Source organism: Acinetobacter sp. YH12102, assembly GCF_013419125.1.
Classification (GTDB): Bacteria; Pseudomonadota; Gammaproteobacteria; order Pseudomonadales; family Moraxellaceae; genus Acinetobacter; species Acinetobacter pseudolwoffii.
The window spans coordinates 15,990-35,714 of the sequence record NZ_VPAS01000016.1 but is presented as its reverse complement, the minus strand read 5'-3'; the positions used below and the strand labels follow the sequence as shown (position 1 = coordinate 35,714).

The 19,725-nt window shown below is 43.9% G+C and carries 15 protein-coding genes; 8 read left to right on the top strand and 7 right to left on the bottom strand.

Annotated elements, in window-relative coordinates:
* Positions 1 to 186 precede the first annotated feature (186 nt).
* Together FTU42_RS13045 and FTU42_RS13040 are read left to right on the top strand one after the other, a co-directional pair.
* A complete protein-coding gene (locus FTU42_RS13045) occupies positions 187 to 2,118 on the top strand; it encodes an ATP-binding cassette domain-containing protein (RefSeq protein ID WP_180083536.1) in 1,932 nt (643 codons plus the stop codon).
* Positions 2,119 to 2,462: 344 nt separating this feature from the next.
* Positions 2,463 to 3,626 (top strand): zinc-dependent alcohol dehydrogenase, encoded by a 1,164-nt coding sequence (locus tag FTU42_RS13040; RefSeq protein ID WP_005173519.1) that lies wholly within the window; start codon positions 2,463 to 2,465, stop codon positions 3,624 to 3,626.
* 1,177 nt (positions 3,627 to 4,803) lie between these two features.
* Here FTU42_RS13040 and gyrB read toward each other — a convergent pair.
* The 4 genes from gyrB to dnaA all read right to left on the bottom strand — a co-directional run bounded on the left by gyrB (position 4,804) and on the right by dnaA (position 11,073).
* Complete coding sequence (gene gyrB / locus FTU42_RS13035; protein ID WP_005173515.1) at positions 4,804 to 7,275, bottom strand: DNA topoisomerase (ATP-hydrolyzing) subunit B; 2,472 nt, start codon at positions 7,273 to 7,275, stop codon at positions 4,804 to 4,806.
* Positions 7,276 to 7,331: 56 nt separating this feature from the next.
* Positions 7,332 to 8,414, bottom strand: a complete 1,083-nt coding sequence (gene recF, locus FTU42_RS13030; RefSeq protein WP_005173511.1) for a DNA replication/repair protein RecF — start codon at positions 8,412 to 8,414, stop codon at positions 7,332 to 7,334.
* A 25-nt stretch (positions 8,415 to 8,439) separates the two neighbouring features.
* Positions 8,440 to 9,588: a DNA polymerase III subunit beta gene (gene dnaN / locus FTU42_RS13025; protein ID WP_100355779.1), complete on the bottom strand. Its 1,149-nt coding sequence runs from the start codon at positions 9,586 to 9,588 to the stop codon at positions 8,440 to 8,442.
* Positions 9,589 to 9,696: 108 nt separating this feature from the next.
* Positions 9,697 to 11,073: a chromosomal replication initiator protein DnaA gene (dnaA, locus tag FTU42_RS13020; protein ID WP_074383792.1), complete on the bottom strand. Its 1,377-nt coding sequence runs from the start codon at positions 11,071 to 11,073 to the stop codon at positions 9,697 to 9,699.
* A gap of 660 nt (positions 11,074 to 11,733) precedes the next feature.
* Here dnaA and rpmH point away from each other — a divergent pair.
* The 5 genes from rpmH (at position 11,734) to mnmE (ending at position 15,839) form a co-directional block, all read left to right on the top strand.
* Positions 11,734 to 11,868, top strand: a complete 135-nt coding sequence (gene rpmH, locus FTU42_RS13015; protein ID WP_000831329.1) for a 50S ribosomal protein L34 — start codon at positions 11,734 to 11,736, stop codon at positions 11,866 to 11,868.
* Between the two features lie 29 nt (positions 11,869 to 11,897).
* Complete coding sequence (gene rnpA, locus FTU42_RS13010; protein WP_005173501.1) at positions 11,898 to 12,290, top strand: ribonuclease P protein component; 393 nt, start codon at positions 11,898 to 11,900, stop codon at positions 12,288 to 12,290.
* A gap of 9 nt (positions 12,291 to 12,299) precedes the next feature.
* Positions 12,300 to 12,620: a membrane protein insertion efficiency factor YidD gene (gene yidD, locus FTU42_RS13005; protein WP_005173498.1), complete on the top strand. Its 321-nt coding sequence runs from the start codon at positions 12,300 to 12,302 to the stop codon at positions 12,618 to 12,620.
* Positions 12,621 to 12,625: 5 nt separating this feature from the next.
* Positions 12,626 to 14,389 carry a membrane protein insertase YidC gene (yidC, locus tag FTU42_RS13000; protein WP_005173495.1) on the top strand — a complete coding sequence of 588 codons (1,764 nt, stop codon included), beginning with the start codon at positions 12,626 to 12,628 and terminating at the stop codon, positions 14,387 to 14,389.
* A gap of 91 nt (positions 14,390 to 14,480) precedes the next feature.
* A complete protein-coding gene (gene mnmE / locus FTU42_RS12995) occupies positions 14,481 to 15,839 on the top strand; it encodes a tRNA uridine-5-carboxymethylaminomethyl(34) synthesis GTPase MnmE (RefSeq protein ID WP_180000549.1) in 1,359 nt (452 codons plus the stop codon).
* Positions 15,840 to 16,227: 388 nt separating this feature from the next.
* Here mnmE and FTU42_RS12990 read toward each other — a convergent pair whose 3' ends face one another.
* Complete coding sequence (locus FTU42_RS12990; protein ID WP_180083546.1) at positions 16,228 to 17,373, bottom strand: MFS transporter; 1,146 nt, start codon at positions 17,371 to 17,373, stop codon at positions 16,228 to 16,230.
* A gap of 416 nt (positions 17,374 to 17,789) precedes the next feature.
* Here FTU42_RS12990 and FTU42_RS12985 point away from each other — a divergent pair, with 416 nt between their 5' ends.
* Entirely contained in the window at positions 17,790 to 18,491 is a 702-nt protein-coding gene (locus FTU42_RS12985) for a DsbC family protein (protein WP_100358100.1), read from the top strand.
* Positions 18,492 to 18,568: 77 nt separating this feature from the next.
* Here FTU42_RS12985 and FTU42_RS12980 read toward each other — a convergent pair whose 3' ends face one another.
* Together FTU42_RS12980 and hpt are read right to left on the bottom strand one after the other, a co-directional pair.
* Positions 18,569 to 18,826 carry a GlsB/YeaQ/YmgE family stress response membrane protein gene (locus FTU42_RS12980; protein ID WP_005173486.1) on the bottom strand — a complete coding sequence of 86 codons (258 nt, stop codon included), beginning with the start codon at positions 18,824 to 18,826 and terminating at the stop codon, positions 18,569 to 18,571.
* 172 nt (positions 18,827 to 18,998) lie between these two features.
* Positions 18,999 to 19,526, bottom strand: a complete 528-nt coding sequence (hpt, locus tag FTU42_RS12975) for a hypoxanthine phosphoribosyltransferase (protein WP_005173483.1) — start codon at positions 19,524 to 19,526, stop codon at positions 18,999 to 19,001.
* Positions 19,527 to 19,725 lie beyond the last annotated feature (199 nt).

The window sequence follows — 19,725 nt, the reverse complement described above, 5'->3', positions numbered from 1 at the left end:
ATCAGCTTCTACTATAAACAACTGTTAATGCTGAAAATAGAGCTTATACTCAACTTATGCGTCCATAATATATAAATTCACAGTATTTAAAAGCTGGCTCATTTCAGTAAAAGTCGCAAGATTTTTCATTTTCACAAGGCTTTCCTTTAGAATAGGCGCATCTTATTTCTTAGCTTTGATTTCTCAATGATTCAGTTAGACCAGTTATCTATACGTCGCGGTGGACGTGTTTTATTTCAAAAAGCGTCGATGCAGTTACACCCAGGATGGAAAATTGGCCTAACCGGTGTCAATGGTGCCGGGAAATCGACCCTGTTTTCAGCCTTGCTCGGTGGCATGGAGTCAGACACCGGTTCGTTGACCCGTCCTGCGGTTTGGACCGTGGCGCATATGGCACAGGAAATCAAAGCGCTGAATATGAAAGCCATTGATTTCGTCTTGTCCGGCGATGAAGAATACTGGGATATTCAGCAGAAACTGGAGCAGCCAGATCAGCTGGATGATGCAGAACTGGCGCATTTATATGGCCGTTTTGATGAAATTTCAGGTTATTCTGCGCCGGCCAAAGCTTCGCAACTGATGGCCGGTCTGGGCTTTTTTGAACATCAATCCCAACTGGATGTGTCCAGTTTTTCCGGTGGCTGGCGCATGCGCCTGAATCTGGCGCGTACCCTGATGAGCCGTTCCGATTTACTGCTCCTTGATGAACCGACCAACCATTTAGACCTGGATGCCATTCTCTGGCTCGAAGACTGGCTGAAAGCCTATGAAGGTACGCTGGTGCTGATTTCGCATGACCGGGATTTCCTCGATGCGATTACCGATCATATTTTACATATTGAAAATCAGGAACTGATTTTATATACCGGTAACTACTCGACCTTCGAGCGCACCCGCAGTGAACGTCTGGCGCAGCAGCAACAGGCTTATGAAAAGCAGCTGGAAACCCGTGCACATCTGCAAAAATATATTGACCGTTTTAAAGCGCAAGCCACCAAAGCCAAGCAGGCACAGAGCCGGATCAAACAGCTGGAGCGTATGCAGGAACTGTCTGCTGCCCATGTTGATACACCATTTACCTTCAGTTTCCGTGAACCGACCAAAATGAGTTCGCCTTTATTGCAACTGGAACATGCCGATATTGGTTATGGTGACAAGCTGATTGTCACCAATGTCAATGTACAGATCACGCCAAGCAGCCGGATTGGTTTACTCGGGATGAATGGTGCCGGTAAATCTACCCTAATTAAATCGCTGGTCGGTGATTTAAAATTGCTTCAGGGTCTGCGCAAAGACTCGGAACTGCTCAATATTGGCTACTTTGCCCAACACCAAATGGATGCACTGGATGGCAATGCCAGCCCGATGTTACAGCTGGCACGTATTGCCGATAAAAAAATCAGTGAAGCCAGCTTACGTTCTTTCCTGGGCAGTTTTGGTTTTAGCGGCGAACGCATGGATACGCCGAGTGAAAGTTTCTCGGGCGGTGAACGTGCCCGTCTGGCTTTGGCATTGATTGTCTGGCAGCGTCCAAACGTGTTGATTCTGGATGAACCGACCAACCATTTAGACTTGGATATGCGTCATGCATTGACCATGGCCTTGCAGGATTTTGAAGGTGCTGTGGTGCTGGTATCGCATGAACGCCAGCTGATTGCCAGTGTCTGTGATGAATTGCTGCTGGTACATAATGGTCAATGCCGTGAATTTGACGGTGATCTGACCGCTTATGCCGACTGGTTACGTCAGGCCCGCATTGAGATGATCAAAAACGGGCAGAAGCCAGCCGAGCCGGTGAAATCTCAGGTCGAAGTCAAAGCAACCATTTCCAAACTGGACAAAGAAGCACAGCGTAAGGAAGCGGCACGCCAGCGGGAACTGAGCCGCCCGATTCGTAAAAATATCGAAAAATGCGAAGCACAGATTGCAAAGGTTACGCCGCGTCTGGCTGAAATTGAAACTTTACTGGGTGACAGTGCTTTATATGAAGCCTCACGTAAAAATGATTTGCTCAAACTGATGAATGAGCAAACCGAGCTGAAAGCCAAACTGGAAACAGCCGAGGAACAGATGCTGGAACTGATGATGGAACTGGAAAGTCTGGAGCAGTCCTTCTAACGCTATTTCAATACCCCCCATTATCTGAGAGATGAGTAACAAGCGTTATTCATCTCTTTTTTTTTATTAAAACCACCCATTTTTAATATTTTCCTCCTGCTTTTCATCTTCGTGTAGTTCCTCGCTATTCTTGAGTGCTGCATCTCTTCTTCAAAACTCGACACATTTTGTCGTGAATTACGCAAGTGCCATATAAGTTTATTTTTTAAACAGTGGAGTGGCTTTTTTCATACATTAATTTACAGCGTCAGCTTGCATCCTAAGGCTCTAATACAAGTGTTTTTTAATTTTTGGCAGCCTTGATTCGAGTCTGTTTAATGTTGAACTAGAGAGAGGAAATCCGCATGCGTGCTCTTACTTATCACGGTACTCGCGATGTACGAGTTGAATCTGTTCCTGATCCAGTCATTCAGGAAGCAGATGATGTCATTCTCAGAGTAACTGCTACTGCTATCTGTGGCTCAGACCTGCATCTTTATCGTGGGAAAATTCCCGCAACCGAACAGGGTGATATTTTCGGTCATGAATTTATGGGGGTGGTCGAAGAAGTCGGTCCTGAAGTCACTTCAGTAAAAAAAGGCGATCGGGTGATTATTCCCTTTGTGATTGCATGTGGCCACTGTTTTTTCTGTGAACACGAGCTGATGGCTGCCTGTGAAAATACCAATAGCGGACGTGGTGCAATTATCAATAAAAAACAGATTCCACCAGGTGCCGCCCTGTTTGGTTATAGCCATCTGTATGGCGGTGTGCCAGGCGGTCAGGCCGAATATGTGCGGATTCCCAAAGGCAATGTCGGACCGTTTAAGGTTCCCGGTTCCCTGCCTGATGAAAAAGTATTGTTTCTGACCGATATTTTACCCACAGCCTGGCAAGCTGTGACCAATGCCCAGATTGGCCGAGGTTCCAGTGTCGCCATTTATGGAGCTGGGCCGGTCGGTCTGCTGGCTGCGGCCTGCGCACGCATGCTTGGTGCTGAACAGATCTTTATGGTCGATCACCATCCTTATCGCTTGCGTTTTGCTCATCAAACTTATGGGGCGATTCCGGTCAATTTTGATGACGTGGATGCAGCCGAATTCATCATTCAAAATACGGCAGGTTATCGTGGTGTCGATGCGGTGATTGATGCGGTGGGTTTTGAGGCCAAAGGGAGTATGCTGGAAACGGTAATGACCAATCTAAAACTGGAAGGTTCGAGTGGTTCTGCGCTAAGACAATGTATTGCGGCGGTGCGCCGTGGCGGTGTGGTCAGTGTGCCGGGGGTTTATGCCGGTCCAATTCACGGTTTCCTGTTTGGTGATGCCTTCGATAAAGGCCTGACCTTTAAAATGGGACAAACCCATGTGCACAAGTTCCTGCCACAATTACTGGAACATATTGAAAATGGTGATCTTTCGCCAGACCTGATTATTACCCATCGCATGAAACTGGAAGATGCTGCTGAAGGTTATCGCATTTTCGATAAACGTGAAGAAGACTGCCGCAAGATTATCCTGACACCATAAAAATTTAAGCAATAAGAAAGCGCCGTCAGGCGCTTTTTTTGTTTTTTACCGCATTTGATGAATTGTATTTTTTCTATTTTCAATTCACAAAACTTTGATGTCCTTTTCTGTTTTTTCTAAACATCATGCATAGCATGATTGTCAAAATGAAATTTAGACCTTAACCAGCAGATACAAATCTAAAGAGTTAAGAAAGGAAAGTAATAACACGATGATTTTAAATTAAAAAAATGAAAATTCACTTGATTGTTAAATTAATTATGTAGTTTAACTACACCCTCTATTTTTCAATCAAAATATGTTTCACGCTCATTATTAAATAAAACTACAATAGATATATAAGTAATTAATTTTAAAAGTATTTATAGTTTTCAATAAAAATAGCTGCTCAAGCATGCTGACGAGTAGCTATTGATTTTACAGGGTTGTATAACAGAGGAAATATAACTCTAAATAGCACTTTAAATTCAAAACGCCATTTTAAATTCAAAAGCACTTGTCCACAAGCCAAATATTTTTAAATTTAAAACCAGGAGCTAACTAGAGAGGGAGTTGGTTTGTGGATAAATACAATCTTATTCACATAATTAATTAGGGATAACTTTGTAGTTATCCACATATTTGATCATATTTAGAGCAGACCTTAAAATAATCCTATTCACATATTATTTGAGATACGGCAGGATATTTTAATAAGCCATTCAAATAATAGAATTTAAAAAAACCAGCTTTATCATTTTGTATTTATTATTTTCCAGCTCTATCGCTCTCCACTCTTCAATTCGGCCTTCGCTACGGGTATTTTTCATACACCAACTTTGGCTTCAATGGCTTCTACACGCTATTTTGCAGCACATGTACAATTGATCCTAGTATCGGTAGTTATCCTTTAAACCCTGCTAAAATCTTCATATTTATAGTGGCACAATTACTTCCCCACCATGATAAATTGCATTCATCCAGATCTCATACTTGTCTTTATATTGCTTACTTATGGATAATTTTTTAGGTCGATTAGCCACCGCTTAATTCGACTTTTTTTGCAGCTAAAATCAGCTGATCATTTGGCAGAAAAGCACGCTCTAGGTTGGAATTCCTCCAAAAAAATTCAGATGATATTCGCATAAATTTTGCATCAAAAAAGCGCCTCGAAAGGCGCTTTTTAAAATCATCTTAATCAGGTATCAATGTCTGCATTCAAGGCATTTTCTTCAATGAAGGCACGACGTGGTTCCACATCATCGCCCATCAGACAAGAGAACATGCGGTCTGCTTCAATCGCATCGGTGACTGTCACTTGCAGCATGTTACGGTTATCCGGATCCATGGTGGTTTCCCACAACTGTTCCGCATTCATCTCACCCAGACCTTTATAACGCTGGATCATCATACCGCGACGCGAGTCAGACAGAATATGCTGCCAAACCTGATGAAAATTGTTCACGTTAATCTTACGATCACCCTTTTGTAAATAAGCACCTTCTTCAAGCAGGCTGAACCAGCTCTTCGAATTCTTTAATAAACGTGCATATTCACTTGAACCTAAAAGCACAGAGTCTAATAGATAACTATGTGGCAGGTTATGCACATAGATGGTGATTCTTGGTAACCAGCTTTGAGTTTTCTGGCCATCTGCCAGTTCTTTCTCGAAAGATTCCAGCGTTAATTCTGGACGTAGCGTCGGCTGAATGGCTTCAATCGCTGCACGCAGGTTTTCACCCCAAGTTTCGACATAACTTTTATCTTCAAGCTGATCGAGTTTAAAGGCGTCCAGCGACAGCAAAGCATCGAGCAAGCTCGCCGGATAACGCTGGGTTAAACGCGCCAAGCTCTTCTGTGAGGTTTGATAATCGGCAATCACCCTTGCCAGTGCTTCACCACGAATCGCAGGTGCTTCAGCACTGATATGCAGTTCTAGCTCGTCAATGGCATTGGAAATCAGGTAAGTTTCCAGTGCATCGTTATCTTTGATGTACTGTTCCTGCTTGCCTTTTTTCAGCTTGTAGAGTGGTGGCTGGGCGATATAGATATGACCACGCTCGACCAGTTCCGGCATCTGACGGAAGAAGAAGGTCAACAGCAGCGTACGAATGTGCGAACCATCGACGTCAGCATCGGTCATGATAATGATTTTATGGTAACGCAATTTGTCCGGGTTATATTCTTCACGACCAATACCACAGCCAAGTGCAGTAATCAGTGTGCCGACTTCCGCAGAGGAAATCATCCGGTCGAAACGCGCACGCTCTACGTTCAGAATCTTACCTTTCAGCGGCAAAATCGCCTGCATTTTACGGTTACGGCCTTGCTTCGCAGATCCACCCGCAGAGTCACCCTCGACCAGATACAGTTCAGACAAGGCTGGATCTTTTTCCTGACAATCGGCCAGCTTACCTGGAAGACCGGCAATATCCAGTGCGCTCTTGCGACGGGTCATTTCACGGGCTTTACGCGCTGCATCACGGGCACGCGCGGCATCAATAATTTTGCCGGCAATCGATTTCGCTGCTTGTGGATTTTCTAAAAGATATTCAGAAAATGCCTTGTTCATGGCCTGCTCAACCGCAGTTTTTACTTCACTCGACACCAGTTTTTCTTTGGTCTGCGAAGAGAATTTTGGATCAGGCACTTTCACCGAGACGATCGCGGTTAAACCTTCACGGGCATCATCCCCCGAGACTGCAACTTTTTCCTTTTTCAGGATATTTTCGCTGTCCATATAGTTATTTAAACCACGGGTCAGTGCAGCACGGAAACCGGCCAAATGTGTACCACCATCCTTTTGCGGGATGTTATTGGTAAAGCAGCGTACGTTTTCCTGATAAGAATCATTCCACTGTAATGCCACTTCTACCGTAATGCCGGTATCGAGCTGTGCAGTAGTGAAATGGAAAATATCGTTCAGATGCGTTTTGCCTTCGTTAATGTATTTAACGAACTCAGATAAACCACCTTCATAGTCATAGATATTTTCAAGGTTGACGCGCTCATCGCGAAGTACAATGCGTACACCTGCGTTCAGGAACGACAGTTCACGCAAACGACGCGCCAGAATATCGACATTGAATATGGTTTGGCTAAAAGTTTCAGCACTTGGGTAAAAACGTACAGTGGTACCTGACGTTTCGGTTATCCCTGTTTCACGTAATTTATAAACAGGATCACCATGACGGTATTCCTGTTCATAAGTTTTACCTGCACGACTGATGTTCAACAGTAGTTTTTCAGAGAGTGCGTTGACCACAGACACACCTACGCCATGCAGACCGCCTGAGACCTTGTAACTGTTGTCATCAAACTTACCGCCGGCATGCAGAATGGTCAAAATCACCTCTGCCGCAGACACGCCTTCTTCAGGGTGAATATCGGTTGGAATACCACGACCGTTGTCAGAAACTGAAACCGATTCATCTTCATGAATAGTCACTATAATTTCATCACAGTGGCCTGCCAAGGCTTCATCAATCGAGTTATCGACTACTTCGAACACCATGTGGTGCAAGCCTGTACCATCGTCTGTGTCACCAATGTACATGCCCGGACGCTTACGTACTGCGTCTAAACCACGTAATACCTTGATGCTAGAGGAATCATAAGCCTTTTCAATGGTTTGTTCTGTTTGAGAAGCAGCTTGATCTTCTGAACTCATGGTTTCTCCCTAGTGAAAAATAGGTCTATCCCAAGATGGGTAAAACTAAAAAAATACTATTGCACAACAACCTGAACTGTACCGTTTTCAACATTGAATAACTGATATGAGATAGACAAATCATGTAAGTGCTTTTGTACTGATTCATGGTCTAAGGTGGTAATAAAAACTTGACTACCAAGTTGGCTCAATCGCTCAATTAAACGTTGTTGTGCGGTTAAATCTAATTCTGCTGTCACATCATCTAATAATACCACAGTTTCCTTATTACAAGAATGCAGCATTGCGATTTGCGACAGTTTTAACGCCATCATCAGCAGCTTTTTTTGCCCGCGTGACAGGATCACATCAGCATCCCCCAGAGGGGTTTTCAGACGCAAATCTGCGCGATGTGGACCGTATTCTGTATAACGTCTTTCCAGATCTTTTGCATGCTGATTGGTCAGATCATTCAGCAGGCCGGTTTCACTATGAAACCCCGGACTGTATTCCAGACTGATCTGTAGATCAGGCAATAGCTGCTTTAGATCATCTTCAAAAAAGGACTTCCACTGTTCCACGATACCCGCACGTTGCGAATGCAGAAGTTCACCATACTCACTCAGCATCTGGTTCCAAGGCTCCAGATCGGACAGACTCAAGAAACGTTTGCTTTTGAGCAAACTATTGCGCTGCTTCAAGGCACGCGAATAATATTGCCAGGCATGATAAAACTCAGGTTCCACGTGGAACATTAACCAGTCTAAAAGTTGACGTCGTGGCTTGGCACCATGATCAATAATATCGGTACTTTGTGGGTCAATCAGCTGCAAAGGCAATAGCTTGGCGAGTTGGCCCTGCGTTGCCACCAGATCACCATTGACCTTAATCAGCTGTTCCCCGCTGGCCATTTTTTGCATGCCGATTTTTTCGGTCGCGGACTGTGCAAACACAATCGCGTCTTGTGCGCCATGCTGAATATAATTTTTCGGGATATGGGTACGGAAAGAACGACCGGCAGCTAGCAAATGAATCGCCTCTAAAATCGAGGTTTTACCTGAACCATTTTGGCCATAAAAAACATTAAACGGCTGCAATCTGTGGAGAGCAACCGTCTTTAAATTCCGTACACGCTCAATATGTAAACGCGTTATATGCATGATTTATACGAGTATCTCTAGCCGCTTAGACACGCATCGGCATCACGACATAAGTCTGATCGGTATGTGCCGGATCCTGTACCAGTACAGACTGATTGGCTTCAGTCATGGTCATTGATACATCATCGCCATCCAGTACACCCAGTACTTCAATCAGATACTGCGCATTGAACGACATCTCCAGCGGTGAGTCGGCATATTGAATGGCTAAGTCTTCAATCGCCTCGTCCTGCTCCGGGTTATTGGCGCGCAGCTGCAAAGAATCGGCATTAAAATTCAGGAACACGCCACGGAGTTTTTCATTACTTAAAATCGCCACACGCTGCAAAGACTGCTTGAACACATCATGCGCAATCATCACGATTTTGTCACCGCCACGTGGAATCACACGACGATAATCCGGGAATTTACCATCAATCAGTTTGGTGGTAAAACGCACGGTAATATCGGCCTGTTCCTTGTCACGGCTTGGCATATTGATGGTCACATTCAGCAGTTCACGACCAATCAGCAAAGATAACTGCTCATCTTCAACACTGAGCAGACGCTGTAATTCCGCCACGGCTTTACGTGGCACAATCGCTTGAATCGGCTGGGTCGCAGTAGATTGAGCCGCAGTTTCACAAAGCGCCAGACGGTGGCCATCGGTGGTCACAGCACGCAGCTGGTTGGTATCAATTTCCAGCAAAGTACCGGTCAGGTAAAAACGCACATCCTGCACCGCCATCGCAAAGGCAGTTTTCTCGAATAAACGCTTCAGCTCACGCTGGGTGACTGTTACTTGCGTACCTTGGGTGTTTTCAGTATTCAGTAATGGATAATCATCAGCAGGCAAGGTACCCAGCACAAAACGGCTGTTACCTGATTTGAGAATGCAGCGCTGATCTTCAGTAATATGCAAATCCACCAATGCCGCTGAAGGAAGTGACTTACAGATATCAATCAGCTTACGCGCCGGAACTGTGGTTTCCCCGGCCTGCAAACATGCACCTTCAGCCAGTGCGGTACTGGCCACCAGTTCAACCTCAAGGTCGGAACCGGTCACCGTTAATGCCTGGGCAGTCACCTGAATTTTCAGGTTAGATAAAATATTTAAGGTATGGCGACGTTCAACCGCTCCTACGACATGTGAGAGAACATTCAGTAAGCTTTCTTTCGCGATTTTTAAACGCACGGTGCATTCCTCTAAAGCTGAAGATTAATATAGAAAAAGTGAATTTTTAACGGTTTACTATGCGGCAAAAGCAGCCGCATAGCAAGAATAGAATTTGAGCGATTTAGGTCAACTTTGCAACAGACGTTGCAGGTTTTTATAGTCTTCGTTAAAGATTGGATCTTCCTCACGCAGGCTCTGCACTTTCTCGCAGGCATGCATCACGGTACTGTGATCACGACCACCAAAAGCCATGCCAATTTCTGGAAAACTGTCGCCGGTCAGTTCACGTGCCAGACCCATCGCCAGCTGACGTGGACGGGCATAAATTCGGGTGCGTTTCGGTCCGACAATCTCTTTTAAGGGAATACGGAAATATTCACTGACCACACGCTGAATATTTTCAGTACTGATGGTGCGGGCACGAATCGCCAGCACATCTTTTAAGGATTCACGCACCACATCCAGATCAATCGGTGTGCCTTTAAAACGTGAAATTGCCACCACTTTGTTTAGCGCACCTTCTAGTTCACGCACGTTGGCCACCACCTGCTGCGCAATAAACAGGGCACAGTTACGCGGTAAATCCACCTGATTGCTTTCGGCTTTTCTTAATAAAATTTCAATCCGGGTTTCAATATCCGGTGGTTCAACCCCGACCGACAAGCCCCAGGAAAACCGTGAAACTAAACGTGGATCCAGTTCAGTCAGTTCTTTTGGATAGCGGTCCGAGGTCAGAATAATCTGCTTAGATTCATCTAAAAGTGCGTTAAAGGTGTAGAAAAATTCTACCAGGCTGGCTTCTTTACCGGCCAGTAAATGGATGTCATCGACCAGTAACAAATCCAGAGAACGGCAATTTTTCTTAAATTCTTCCACTTTGCCTTGCTGCAAAGAACTAACAAAATCTTGTACAAAGCTTTCCGCGGTCATGTACATCACCCGTGCATTCGGCTTGGCCTGCAACAGTGCATTGCCCACGGCCTGCATCAAGTGAGTTTTACCCAGACCGGTCGGCCCATATAAAAATAAGGGATTATGCTGTGAAGCACCGAGTTGGGTCAGTACCTTGCGACAGGTTTCTGCTGCCATCTGGTTAGAACGGCCTTCGACAAACAGCGAGAAAGTAAATAACGGATTGAGCTGACGTCTACGGCTATTTTTAACCGTATCTTCTTTTTCTTTTTTCGGTTTTTGTACCGGCATTGGGGTTGAAGTCAACGCCGCGGTGGTGGTCGCTGGCTGTTCACTGGCCGATAAAATCGCACCAGGACGTGAATCGACCAAAATTTCGACCTTGCGTACCCGTCCTTCAGACAGCTGTTCGGCCAGAATCGTAATCAGTTCCAGATGATGCTCTTGAATGTAACGCGTCCAGTAAGGATTAGGTGCATACAAACGCAAGCTATCTTCCAGCTCTTCTGCAACCAATGGGCGAATCCACATTGTAAAGACATTTCCAGAGAGCTCTTGTCGCAGGCGATTTAAGCAGTCCGTCCAAAGCATGTGAATCCCCTATTCATTCCATTGTTCATTCAAAAAGATGACCGCGACCAAAAGCGGGTCGCCATTCTAACCAAGTTATCCACATCTGTCATGATCATTTCCACAGAAACTGTGCAAAAAGCCATCATCGTGCATAAATTTAAATTTAAAACCCGGTGTGGATAAGTTTATCCGCAAGCTGTGGATAAAATATAGCACAAAGTTATCCACAAAGTATAAAATTATTAGAAACAGTTTTATCCACAACATAAATGTATGTTTAGTTAAATAAAAAGTGGCTTATCCATAGAAAAAGTGCTCCCTAATAATAATAAACTTAAATTTATAAATTTGAATTTATTTATAAGCTTTGAGTTTTCTGTGGATAAATCGAGAGATTACGAATTTAAATTCAAAAACAGAATCTTGCTTTTCAACACTAAATAGATTGTGGATAACTTTGTTGATAGAGTTGTTTATAAGTTATATATCTATGTATAACAATAATTTAATCTGTGGTTAAGTATAATTTAGTCATTTCACCAACAGTTTTTTTGAAAACTCGTATAAAAATCTTTTTTAAGCTTATTTGAAAAGAAAAGTGCTTTTGCATTGACAGCTCAAGCAATGAGCACTAAAATCGCGGACCTTCATAGAAAGATCATTTTTTGGAGTTTCAATATGAAACGTACATTCCAACCATCTGAATTAAAGCGTAAGCGTGTTCATGGTTTCCGTGCTCGTATGGCTACTAAAGCTGGTCGTCAAGTATTAGCTCGCCGTCGTGCAAAAGGTCGTCATAGCTTAACTGTTTAATCAGTTACGCTAAGACGATTTTGGGTGTTATGACAAAACTTTATAGTTTTGGTACAGAGTTGCGATTACGCTGTGCCGCCGATTATAAAGGTGTGTTTGATGGTGCGCTTTTTAAAGTGCATCAGCCCCATTTCTTATTTCTTGCAAAACATTCCGAACTGCCAAATAGCCGTTTGGGTTTAGTTGTTGCTAAGAAGAAAGTGCGCCGAGCACACGAACGAAATAGAGTAAAACGACTTGCTCGCGAAAGTTTTCGCCTGCATCAACAGCAATTAGATGACTTAGACATTGTAATCATGCCAAAAATGGGTGTGGAAGCAGTGCCTAATGCAGAATTGCATCAGCAATTACAATTTGCTTGGCAAAAACTGAACCGTCTTGCCAAAAAGCATACAAAAATAGCCCCCTCCCCACAAAAGTAGAGTAGGCCAATGGTACGTTTACTACATTGGTTGATACGTTTCTATCAGATTGCGATCAGTCCTTTATTAGGACCGCGCTGTCGTTATATTCCAACTTGTTCTCAATATTCCTTGGAAGCAGTCCAGATACATGGGGCTGGACGTGGAGTGTGGCTGGCTACTAAGCGTATTTGCCGTTGTCATCCGTGGGGGGGCTCGGGATATGATCCTGTTCCCTCTAAAGCGATTCGTTTTATTTCATTTCAGCAAATAGATTCTCAAACGCTTCACGTTGCTGTACCCTTTCGTGATCGTTTATTGAACCAAAATCACTCTCACCACTTGGGGTAATACATATGCAACAATGGGCCAGGATTGCAATTCTCGGAGCCATGTTTGTTGTCGCATATTTGCTCATTTTGGCGTGGCAAAAAGATTATGGAAATGCTGAAACCAAACCGCAGCCAGAAACTGCTGTTGTTTCGCATGACGTATCTGCAGATTTGCCAAATGCTCAGACGGCTACTGTTGCCTCTGATCTGCCACAAGCGAATATGCCAGCGCAGCAAGCCACGGATGCCACAGCACCTGTAAGTCAGCAGCTTATTTCAGTACAAACTGACCTTTATCATCTTTGGATCAATCCGAAAGGTGGTGATATTGTTCGTGTTGAATTACTCAATCATGATAAAAACAAGGACAGCGATGAACCGTTCGTGATGCTGGAAAGCGATGCGAAACGTACTTATGTCGCTCAGTCTGGTCTGATCGGTCTAAATGGACCGGACAGCAGCCGTAACGGCCGTCCGACGTATGAGCTGGAAAAAACCGCTTATACCTTGGCAGACGCGAAAGCAACCAAATCTAAAGAGGGTGAAAACCTTAAAGTCTTGTCTGTACCGTTGGTATTTAAAACCGCCGATGGTGTCGAGATTATCAAAACCTTCAATTTCACTGAAGGTGAATATCCGGTTGTTGTGAACCACAAAGTGGTGAACCGCAGTGCTCAGACCTGGCAAGGTCAGATGTTTGGCCAGATCAAACGTGATAATTCAGAAGATCCGGGTAAATCAGACCAGGGTATTTTCACGCTAGGGACTTTCCTGGGGGGTGCCTGGGGTACGCCAGACGAGCAGTACAACAAGCTTAAATTTGACAACTTTGTTGAAGAAAAAGTCAGTACTGAAGCGACAGGTGGCTGGGTTGCCATGGTACAGCACTACTTTGTCAGTGCTTGGGTACCTGGTAATCTGAAGTTGACTCAGGGTAATGGTGAAGCGTATAGCGCCAAGCTTGAATCACGTAAATCAACCGATAACATGAACATTATTGGTTTTACTTCTCCAACCTTTAATGTGCCTGCAGGTACTGTGGCCGAGATTGATGCGACCTTCTATTCAGGTCCAAAAATCCAGTCAGAATTGAAGGATTTGGCCACAGGTTTAAACCAAACAGTCGATTATGGCTGGTTATGGCCAATTGCGAAACTCTTGTTCGTAGGTCTGGAATTCTTCCATGGTTTAGTGGGTAACTGGGGCTGGGCAATTATTCTATTGACCATTCTGGTGAAACTGATTCTGTGGCCATTGTCGTCGAAGAGCTACCGCTCAATGGCGAAAATGCGTGTGATTGCTCCAGAAATGCAGCGTATGAAAGAAGAGTTTGGTGAAGACCGTATGCGCTTCTCTCAGGAAATGATGGCACTGTATAAACGTGAACAGGTCAATCCGCTTGCGGGCTGTTTACCGCTGTTATTACAAATGCCAATCTTCTTGGCTTTGTACTGGGTCTTGATGGAATCGGTTGAACTGCGTCATGCGCCATGGATGCTCTGGATTCAGGATTTATCCTCAATGGATCCATGGTTTATTCTGCCATTGTTAATGGGTCTGACGATGTATATTCAACAGTCCTTAAATCCACAACCCACTGATCCAATGCAAGCCAAAGTCTTCAAGATTATGCCGGTGATTTTTACCGTATTCTTGCTGTTCTTCCCTGCGGGCTTGGTTCTATACTGGATTGTGAACAACTTGATCACCATCCTGCAACAAGGTTTGATTAACAAGTCTGTTGCTAAAGAACGTGCCAAACGTGATGAAGCAACGCCAGTCAACTAAGTTGTAATGACGGGCTGAATAAATCCGCTTAAGATGATACTCTTAGGCGGATTTTTTTTGGCTGAACTTTTGGATTTTTTAGGTGAATTTTATGCTCAACCGAACCACGACTATTGCTGCGATTGCAACGCCACCAGGACGTGGCGGCGTTGGGGTGATTCGCCTATCGGGTCCAAAATCCTATGAAATTGCCGAAGCACTCACAAAACAACCCCTTGCCGGTGCACGCTATGCTGCCTTTCGTAAGTTTTACGATACCGCTGGTGAAATTATGGATGAAGGCCTAGCCATTTACTTCCCGAATCCGCATTCTTTTACCGGTGAGGATGTAGTGGAGTTACAAGGTCATGGCGGTCCGGTGATTCAAAATGCCTTGCTTGCACGTTTGCTGGAACTGGGTGCGATTGCTGCCAAAGCCGGTGAGTTTTCTATGCGTGCTTTTGAAAATGGCAAGATGGACTTGGTACAGGCTGAAGCCATTGCTGACCTGATTGATGCCACTTCACAAGCAGCTGCGCGTTCTGCGGTTCGTTCCCTGCAAGGTGCATTTTCAACCAAAGTCAATACGGTGCTTGAGCAGCTGGTGCATTTACGTTTGCATGTGGAAGCCGCAATTGATTTTCCAGAAGAGGAAATTGACTTTCTGGCTGATGGCAAGATTCTGAATCTGCTCGATGGTGTGGCGACTGCGGTCACGCAAGTTCAGCAATCAGCACGTCAAGGTCAGTTATTGCGTGAAGGTTTGCAAGTGGTGATTGCCGGTAAACCGAATGCCGGTAAATCTTCATTACTGAATGCGCTGGCCGGGATTGAACGTGCGATTGTGACGGATATTGCGGGTACTACGCGTGATGTGCTGCATGAAAAAATCACCTTAAATGGCTTGCCAATTACCCTGACGGATACCGCAGGCTTGCGTGAGACCGGGGATATTGTCGAAAAAGAAGGGATTCGCCGCGCAATCAAGGAAATCGAACAGGCCGATTTGTTACTGCTGGTCTATGACCTAAGTCAAGGTGAAGATCCGCTGCAACTGGCCCAAGAATATTTTGCTGAACATATTGATGCAAAACGTCTGATGCTGATTGGGAATAAGTGTGATCTGACTGGTGCTGAAGCTGCAATTGCTGATTTGAATGGTTTTCGGCATATCGCAGTCTCTGCCAAGCAGGAAACTGGTGTGCAAGCGCTCATAGAGGCGATTACAGCGCATGCAGGCTTCCAGCCTGAAGAAGATACCTTTATTGCGCGTACCCGTCATTTAGACGCAATGAAGCGCACTCAACTCTATTTGGCTGAAGCACGTGAACAATTGGTGGTGTACAACGCCGGTGAACTGGTGGCGGAGTCCTTACGTCTAGCCCAGAATGCACTAGGGGAAATTACCGGTGACTTTAGTGCCGATGATCTGCTTGGAAAAATTTTCGGTTCGTTTTGTATTGGAAAGTAAGCAAAAAATTATGCATAAATAGCCCTCATCAGAGGAATGCCAGTCAGTTAAGAAATTGACTAGTATTTTCTTTTTTAAATTCATGATCATATTTGACAAGTAGAAAAGTCATCCGCAACTGTTTGAGGCAGGACTAGATTTAAAAATGATTGTTTCTGCGACAAATTTACTAGTCGATGGTGGCTGACGAGTTTTGCGGTGAGGAGTGTTGCTCCGCAAGATGCCTTCCTTGCGAAGCTTCGCTTCTCATTTGGGCGAAACCAAAGTAACAAATTATTTTCAAGTATTTGATTTATAAGGTGAAGACTCCGTCATGAACGACTAAAAAGTTAAAGAGTCTATTTCTAAACTCCTTAACTGATCAGCATTACCTCATCAGAGGGCTATTTTAAGCTTTTACACTGAGCTTCTGGTGGCATAACCAGAGCACGACACATAAAGCACTCATCGCCACACAGAAGCTGATCACAGCGAAATTTAATCCAAAATGGTCGGCCAAGTAACCCACCGCAAGAATCGGCACAATGGTGCCCAAATAGCCAATAAACAAGTAGGTCGACATCACCGCGGCCCGGTTTTGCAAAGTGGTTATAGCATGAATTATGCCAAAAGCCCCCATCAGGGCAAAACCATGCCCAATACCAAATAAGAGATCGCTCACGAAGAATAAGAAACTTGCCTTAAGCAACATACACAATGCAAGGCTGAGCAGGCTAATCAGCATCATGACCAAGCCGATATTCAGACATTTTTTTGCAGCCACCGCTTTGGCCAGGTATTGCACCACTGCAGATACCAGCAGAATACAGGTAATGGCGGTACCACTTACTAAAGGGCCATGCCACGGTAAAATATCTTGCACAAAAGAAGGCGAAAGTGAGGCAAATAAACTAAAGGCAGCAAAGGCATTAAATGCAGTGAACCCAATGATCATAAATACAGCATGATATTGAGCCTCAGGACGCTGTAATTTGGGGGTGATACTAAAGGGCTGACGCTCAAAAGCAGGCACTTTTAACCAGAATAAGCCGATAAAACAAAGCACTGCTCCAACAATAATCGGAATATAGGGAGTCACCAGTGGGGCTTGAGAAAACTGCGCAATGACACCTCCGATAAACGGACCCAGACCAAAGCCAATCGCAGTCAAAATAGAGACCCATTGCGGCGCAAGCTGCTTATGACTCTCCGGAATGGTCTGCATCATGCCAAGCATGGCAGAAGTCGTCATCAAACCAGAGGCAATCCCGATAATGAAACGGCCCAGAGATAAAATCAGGGCATTATTGGCAAAGACCGAAATAATCAAACCCAGACTAATAAACACGAGGCCAATTTGTAGAGTTTTTAAAAAGCCAATGCTATTGCTGGTGCGCCCCAGGAACAATAAGGTGCCCAGACAGCCAAACATATAGGCGACAAAAATATAGGTAATCTGGCTTGGGGATAAATTCCAGAGTTGTTGATAAATCGGATAGAGTGGACTCGCCAAAGCAGTACCAATCGTTCCCATGATTAAAGCCAGGCTGACCATCCAGAAGGGTCGCCAAGTGGTTATTGTTGTCATGAACATGCCGTTATAGTGTTGATCCTTGGCCAATCCATGTCAGGGCATAGCGAGGAAAAAGGAAAGTATATGCAGTGTAGAGCGGGCCAAGAAACATGGTCAAGGGCGAATCAGTAAAATATTTTAAATCAAATAGATATGTTTATATGGATTTCAATAAAATAATATATTATTTTATAAGATATAAAATCTTAACCAGAATGTAATGTGGTGCAAGAATTTATTTTTGTCCGTCATTTAAGCTTCTTTTATCGCTTCTGTTCCACGTGAAACATAATACACTAATTAAACTTGGAATAAACAGTAACATAAATCCGTGGGTAATTTAAAAGCAGACCCATTAGAATCGAAGCATATTTTTATCTGATTCATGTAGAACATTCATGTTAAAAAAAACACTGATTATTGCTTTAAGTACATTTGTTTCAAGCTTCGCATTCGCTAATATTGATATGGTAAAAGCCAATCTGGCAAAGAATAGCCCCAATTTAAAAATCGAAAATATCCAGACCACGGAAATGAAGGGTATCTACAGTGGTTTTATGCAGGGTCAGGTGGTTTATCTGAATGAAGATGCCCAGCATCTGCTTGCTGGGTCGATGCTGCGGATTCAGGATCAGCATAATCTGACCCGTGATTTGATGCTAAAACAGAACAGTGTTGACTGGAAAAAATTGCCGCTTCAAGATGCTGTGAAAAGTGTAAGAGGTACGGGTAAACGTCAGATTGCGATCTTTTCTGACCCAAATTGCCCGTATTGTAAACAGCTTGAAGTAGAGTTGAAAAAACTCAAGGATGTGACGATTTATACTTTTATTCTGCCTTTAAAGCCACAATCGGTTGCGCCTTCAAAACAGGTGTATTGCGCGTCTAATTCTGCTCAGGCCTGGGAAGATCTGATCACTCAAGGTAGCCTGCCAAAATCGAAAAAAAGTTGTGCCAATCCGATTGAGCGAAATAAAAAACTGGCCCAGTCTTTGGGTGTGAATGGGACACCAGCAATTATTTTTTCGAATGGTTTTAAAGTCATGGGGGCCTATCCGGCAGAACAGATCGAACAGATTTTTAAGGAATTTTCACTATAAAGTTGAGAGATATACAAGAGCAAAAAGCACCCGACTGGGTGCTTTTACTGGAACTGCTCAGATTGAGCCAGAACCGCTTAGACCGTACGGCGTTTGGTTAGCATGTTATAAATAAACAGAATAATCACCGCACCGATCACGGAAGCAATCAGACCTGCCGCAGAATCTGCCGAATAAAGACCGAGCATACGACCAGCAAATGTAGCCAATAAGGAACCGGCAATACCTAACAGGGTCGTCATGATAAAGCCTGCCTTGTCATTACCCGGATGAATTGCACGTGCAATCAGACCCGCGATAAAACCAATGACAATCGCAACAATAATTGTCCACATAGGTATGCTCCTTATTATCATGTCTTTGTTTTTACATCATGTTTAATTATCTTGAAACAGAATAGAAAGCAAAAAAAGTTGAATCCTGAAACGAGATGTTATTTTTTGTTCCTATTTTTCTGTCTATTTGAGACATAAAAAAAGTGGCCTAAGCCACTTTTTTAAATAAATTTTAAAGACCGATTTCACCAATAAATGGCAGATGACGATACTTCTGGTCATAGTCCAGACCATAACCTACGATAAATTTATCTTCAACTTCAAAGCCCAAAAATTCGACCTTTAAATCGATTTCACGACGTGATGGTTTACTTACCAAAGTACACAGTTGAATCGAGTTTGGTTGGCGGGTTTGCAGGATTTCCAGCACCTTGCTCAAGGTATTTCCCGAGTCAATAATATCTTCAACCACCAGCACGTCTTTGCCACGGATTTCGCCGTCTAAATCTTTCAGAATTTTTACATCACGCGAAGATAGGGTGCCACCGCCATAACTGGATACCGTCATGAAATCCAGTTCATGGGGTTTGGAAATCACACGACACAAATCGGCCATAAAAATCACTGAACCACGTAATAAACCGATGAGCACAAGGTCTTTGTCACTATTGGCATAGTGTGCATCGATTTGAGCACCAAGCTCTTTGACTTTAGCTTGAATTTCTTCAGCGGAAATCATTACGCTCATTTGAACGGTCATGGGTAGATACCTAAAAAGTAAAAATAGCAAAATAAAAAAGGTGTTGACCTGCAACACCTGAATACACTGTAATTTTAATACATCCCTACTGCAGATGCACCTGTTTTGCATGCTGTAAATGTAATCATTTCTTTGCTGCCTGCGAATCCCTGCGCAGGATGAAAGTACAGGTCAGCAACATGGCAGAGACGATCAGCCA

Coding starts and splice junctions, on each gene's coding strand:
- FTU42_RS13045 (WP_180083536.1), top strand. CDS start 187: ATGATTCAGTTAGACCAGTTATCTATACGTCGCGGTGGACGTGTTTTA.
- FTU42_RS13040 (WP_005173519.1), top strand. CDS start 2,463: ATGCGTGCTCTTACTTATCACGGTACTCGCGATGTACGAGTTGAATCT.
- gyrB (WP_005173515.1), bottom strand. CDS start 7,275: ATGAGTTCAGAAGATCAAGCTGCTTCTCAAACAGAACAAACCATTGAA.
- recF (WP_005173511.1), bottom strand. CDS start 8,414: ATGCATATAACGCGTTTACATATTGAGCGTGTACGGAATTTAAAGACG.
- dnaA (WP_074383792.1), bottom strand. CDS start 11,073: ATGCTTTGGACGGACTGCTTAAATCGCCTGCGACAAGAGCTCTCTGGA.
- rpmH (WP_000831329.1), top strand. CDS start 11,734: ATGAAACGTACATTCCAACCATCTGAATTAAAGCGTAAGCGTGTTCAT.
- rnpA (WP_005173501.1), top strand. CDS start 11,898: ATGACAAAACTTTATAGTTTTGGTACAGAGTTGCGATTACGCTGTGCC.
- yidD (WP_005173498.1), top strand. CDS start 12,300: ATGGTACGTTTACTACATTGGTTGATACGTTTCTATCAGATTGCGATC.
- yidC (WP_005173495.1), top strand. CDS start 12,626: ATGCAACAATGGGCCAGGATTGCAATTCTCGGAGCCATGTTTGTTGTC.
- mnmE (WP_180000549.1), top strand. CDS start 14,481: ATGCTCAACCGAACCACGACTATTGCTGCGATTGCAACGCCACCAGGA.
- FTU42_RS12990 (WP_180083546.1), bottom strand. CDS start 17,373: ATGGTCAGCCTGGCTTTAATCATGGGAACGATTGGTACTGCTTTGGCG.
- FTU42_RS12985 (WP_100358100.1), top strand. CDS start 17,790: ATGTTAAAAAAAACACTGATTATTGCTTTAAGTACATTTGTTTCAAGC.
- FTU42_RS12980 (WP_005173486.1), bottom strand. CDS start 18,826: ATGTGGACAATTATTGTTGCGATTGTCATTGGTTTTATCGCGGGTCTG.
- hpt (WP_005173483.1), bottom strand. CDS start 19,526: ATGACCGTTCAAATGAGCGTAATGATTTCCGCTGAAGAAATTCAAGCT.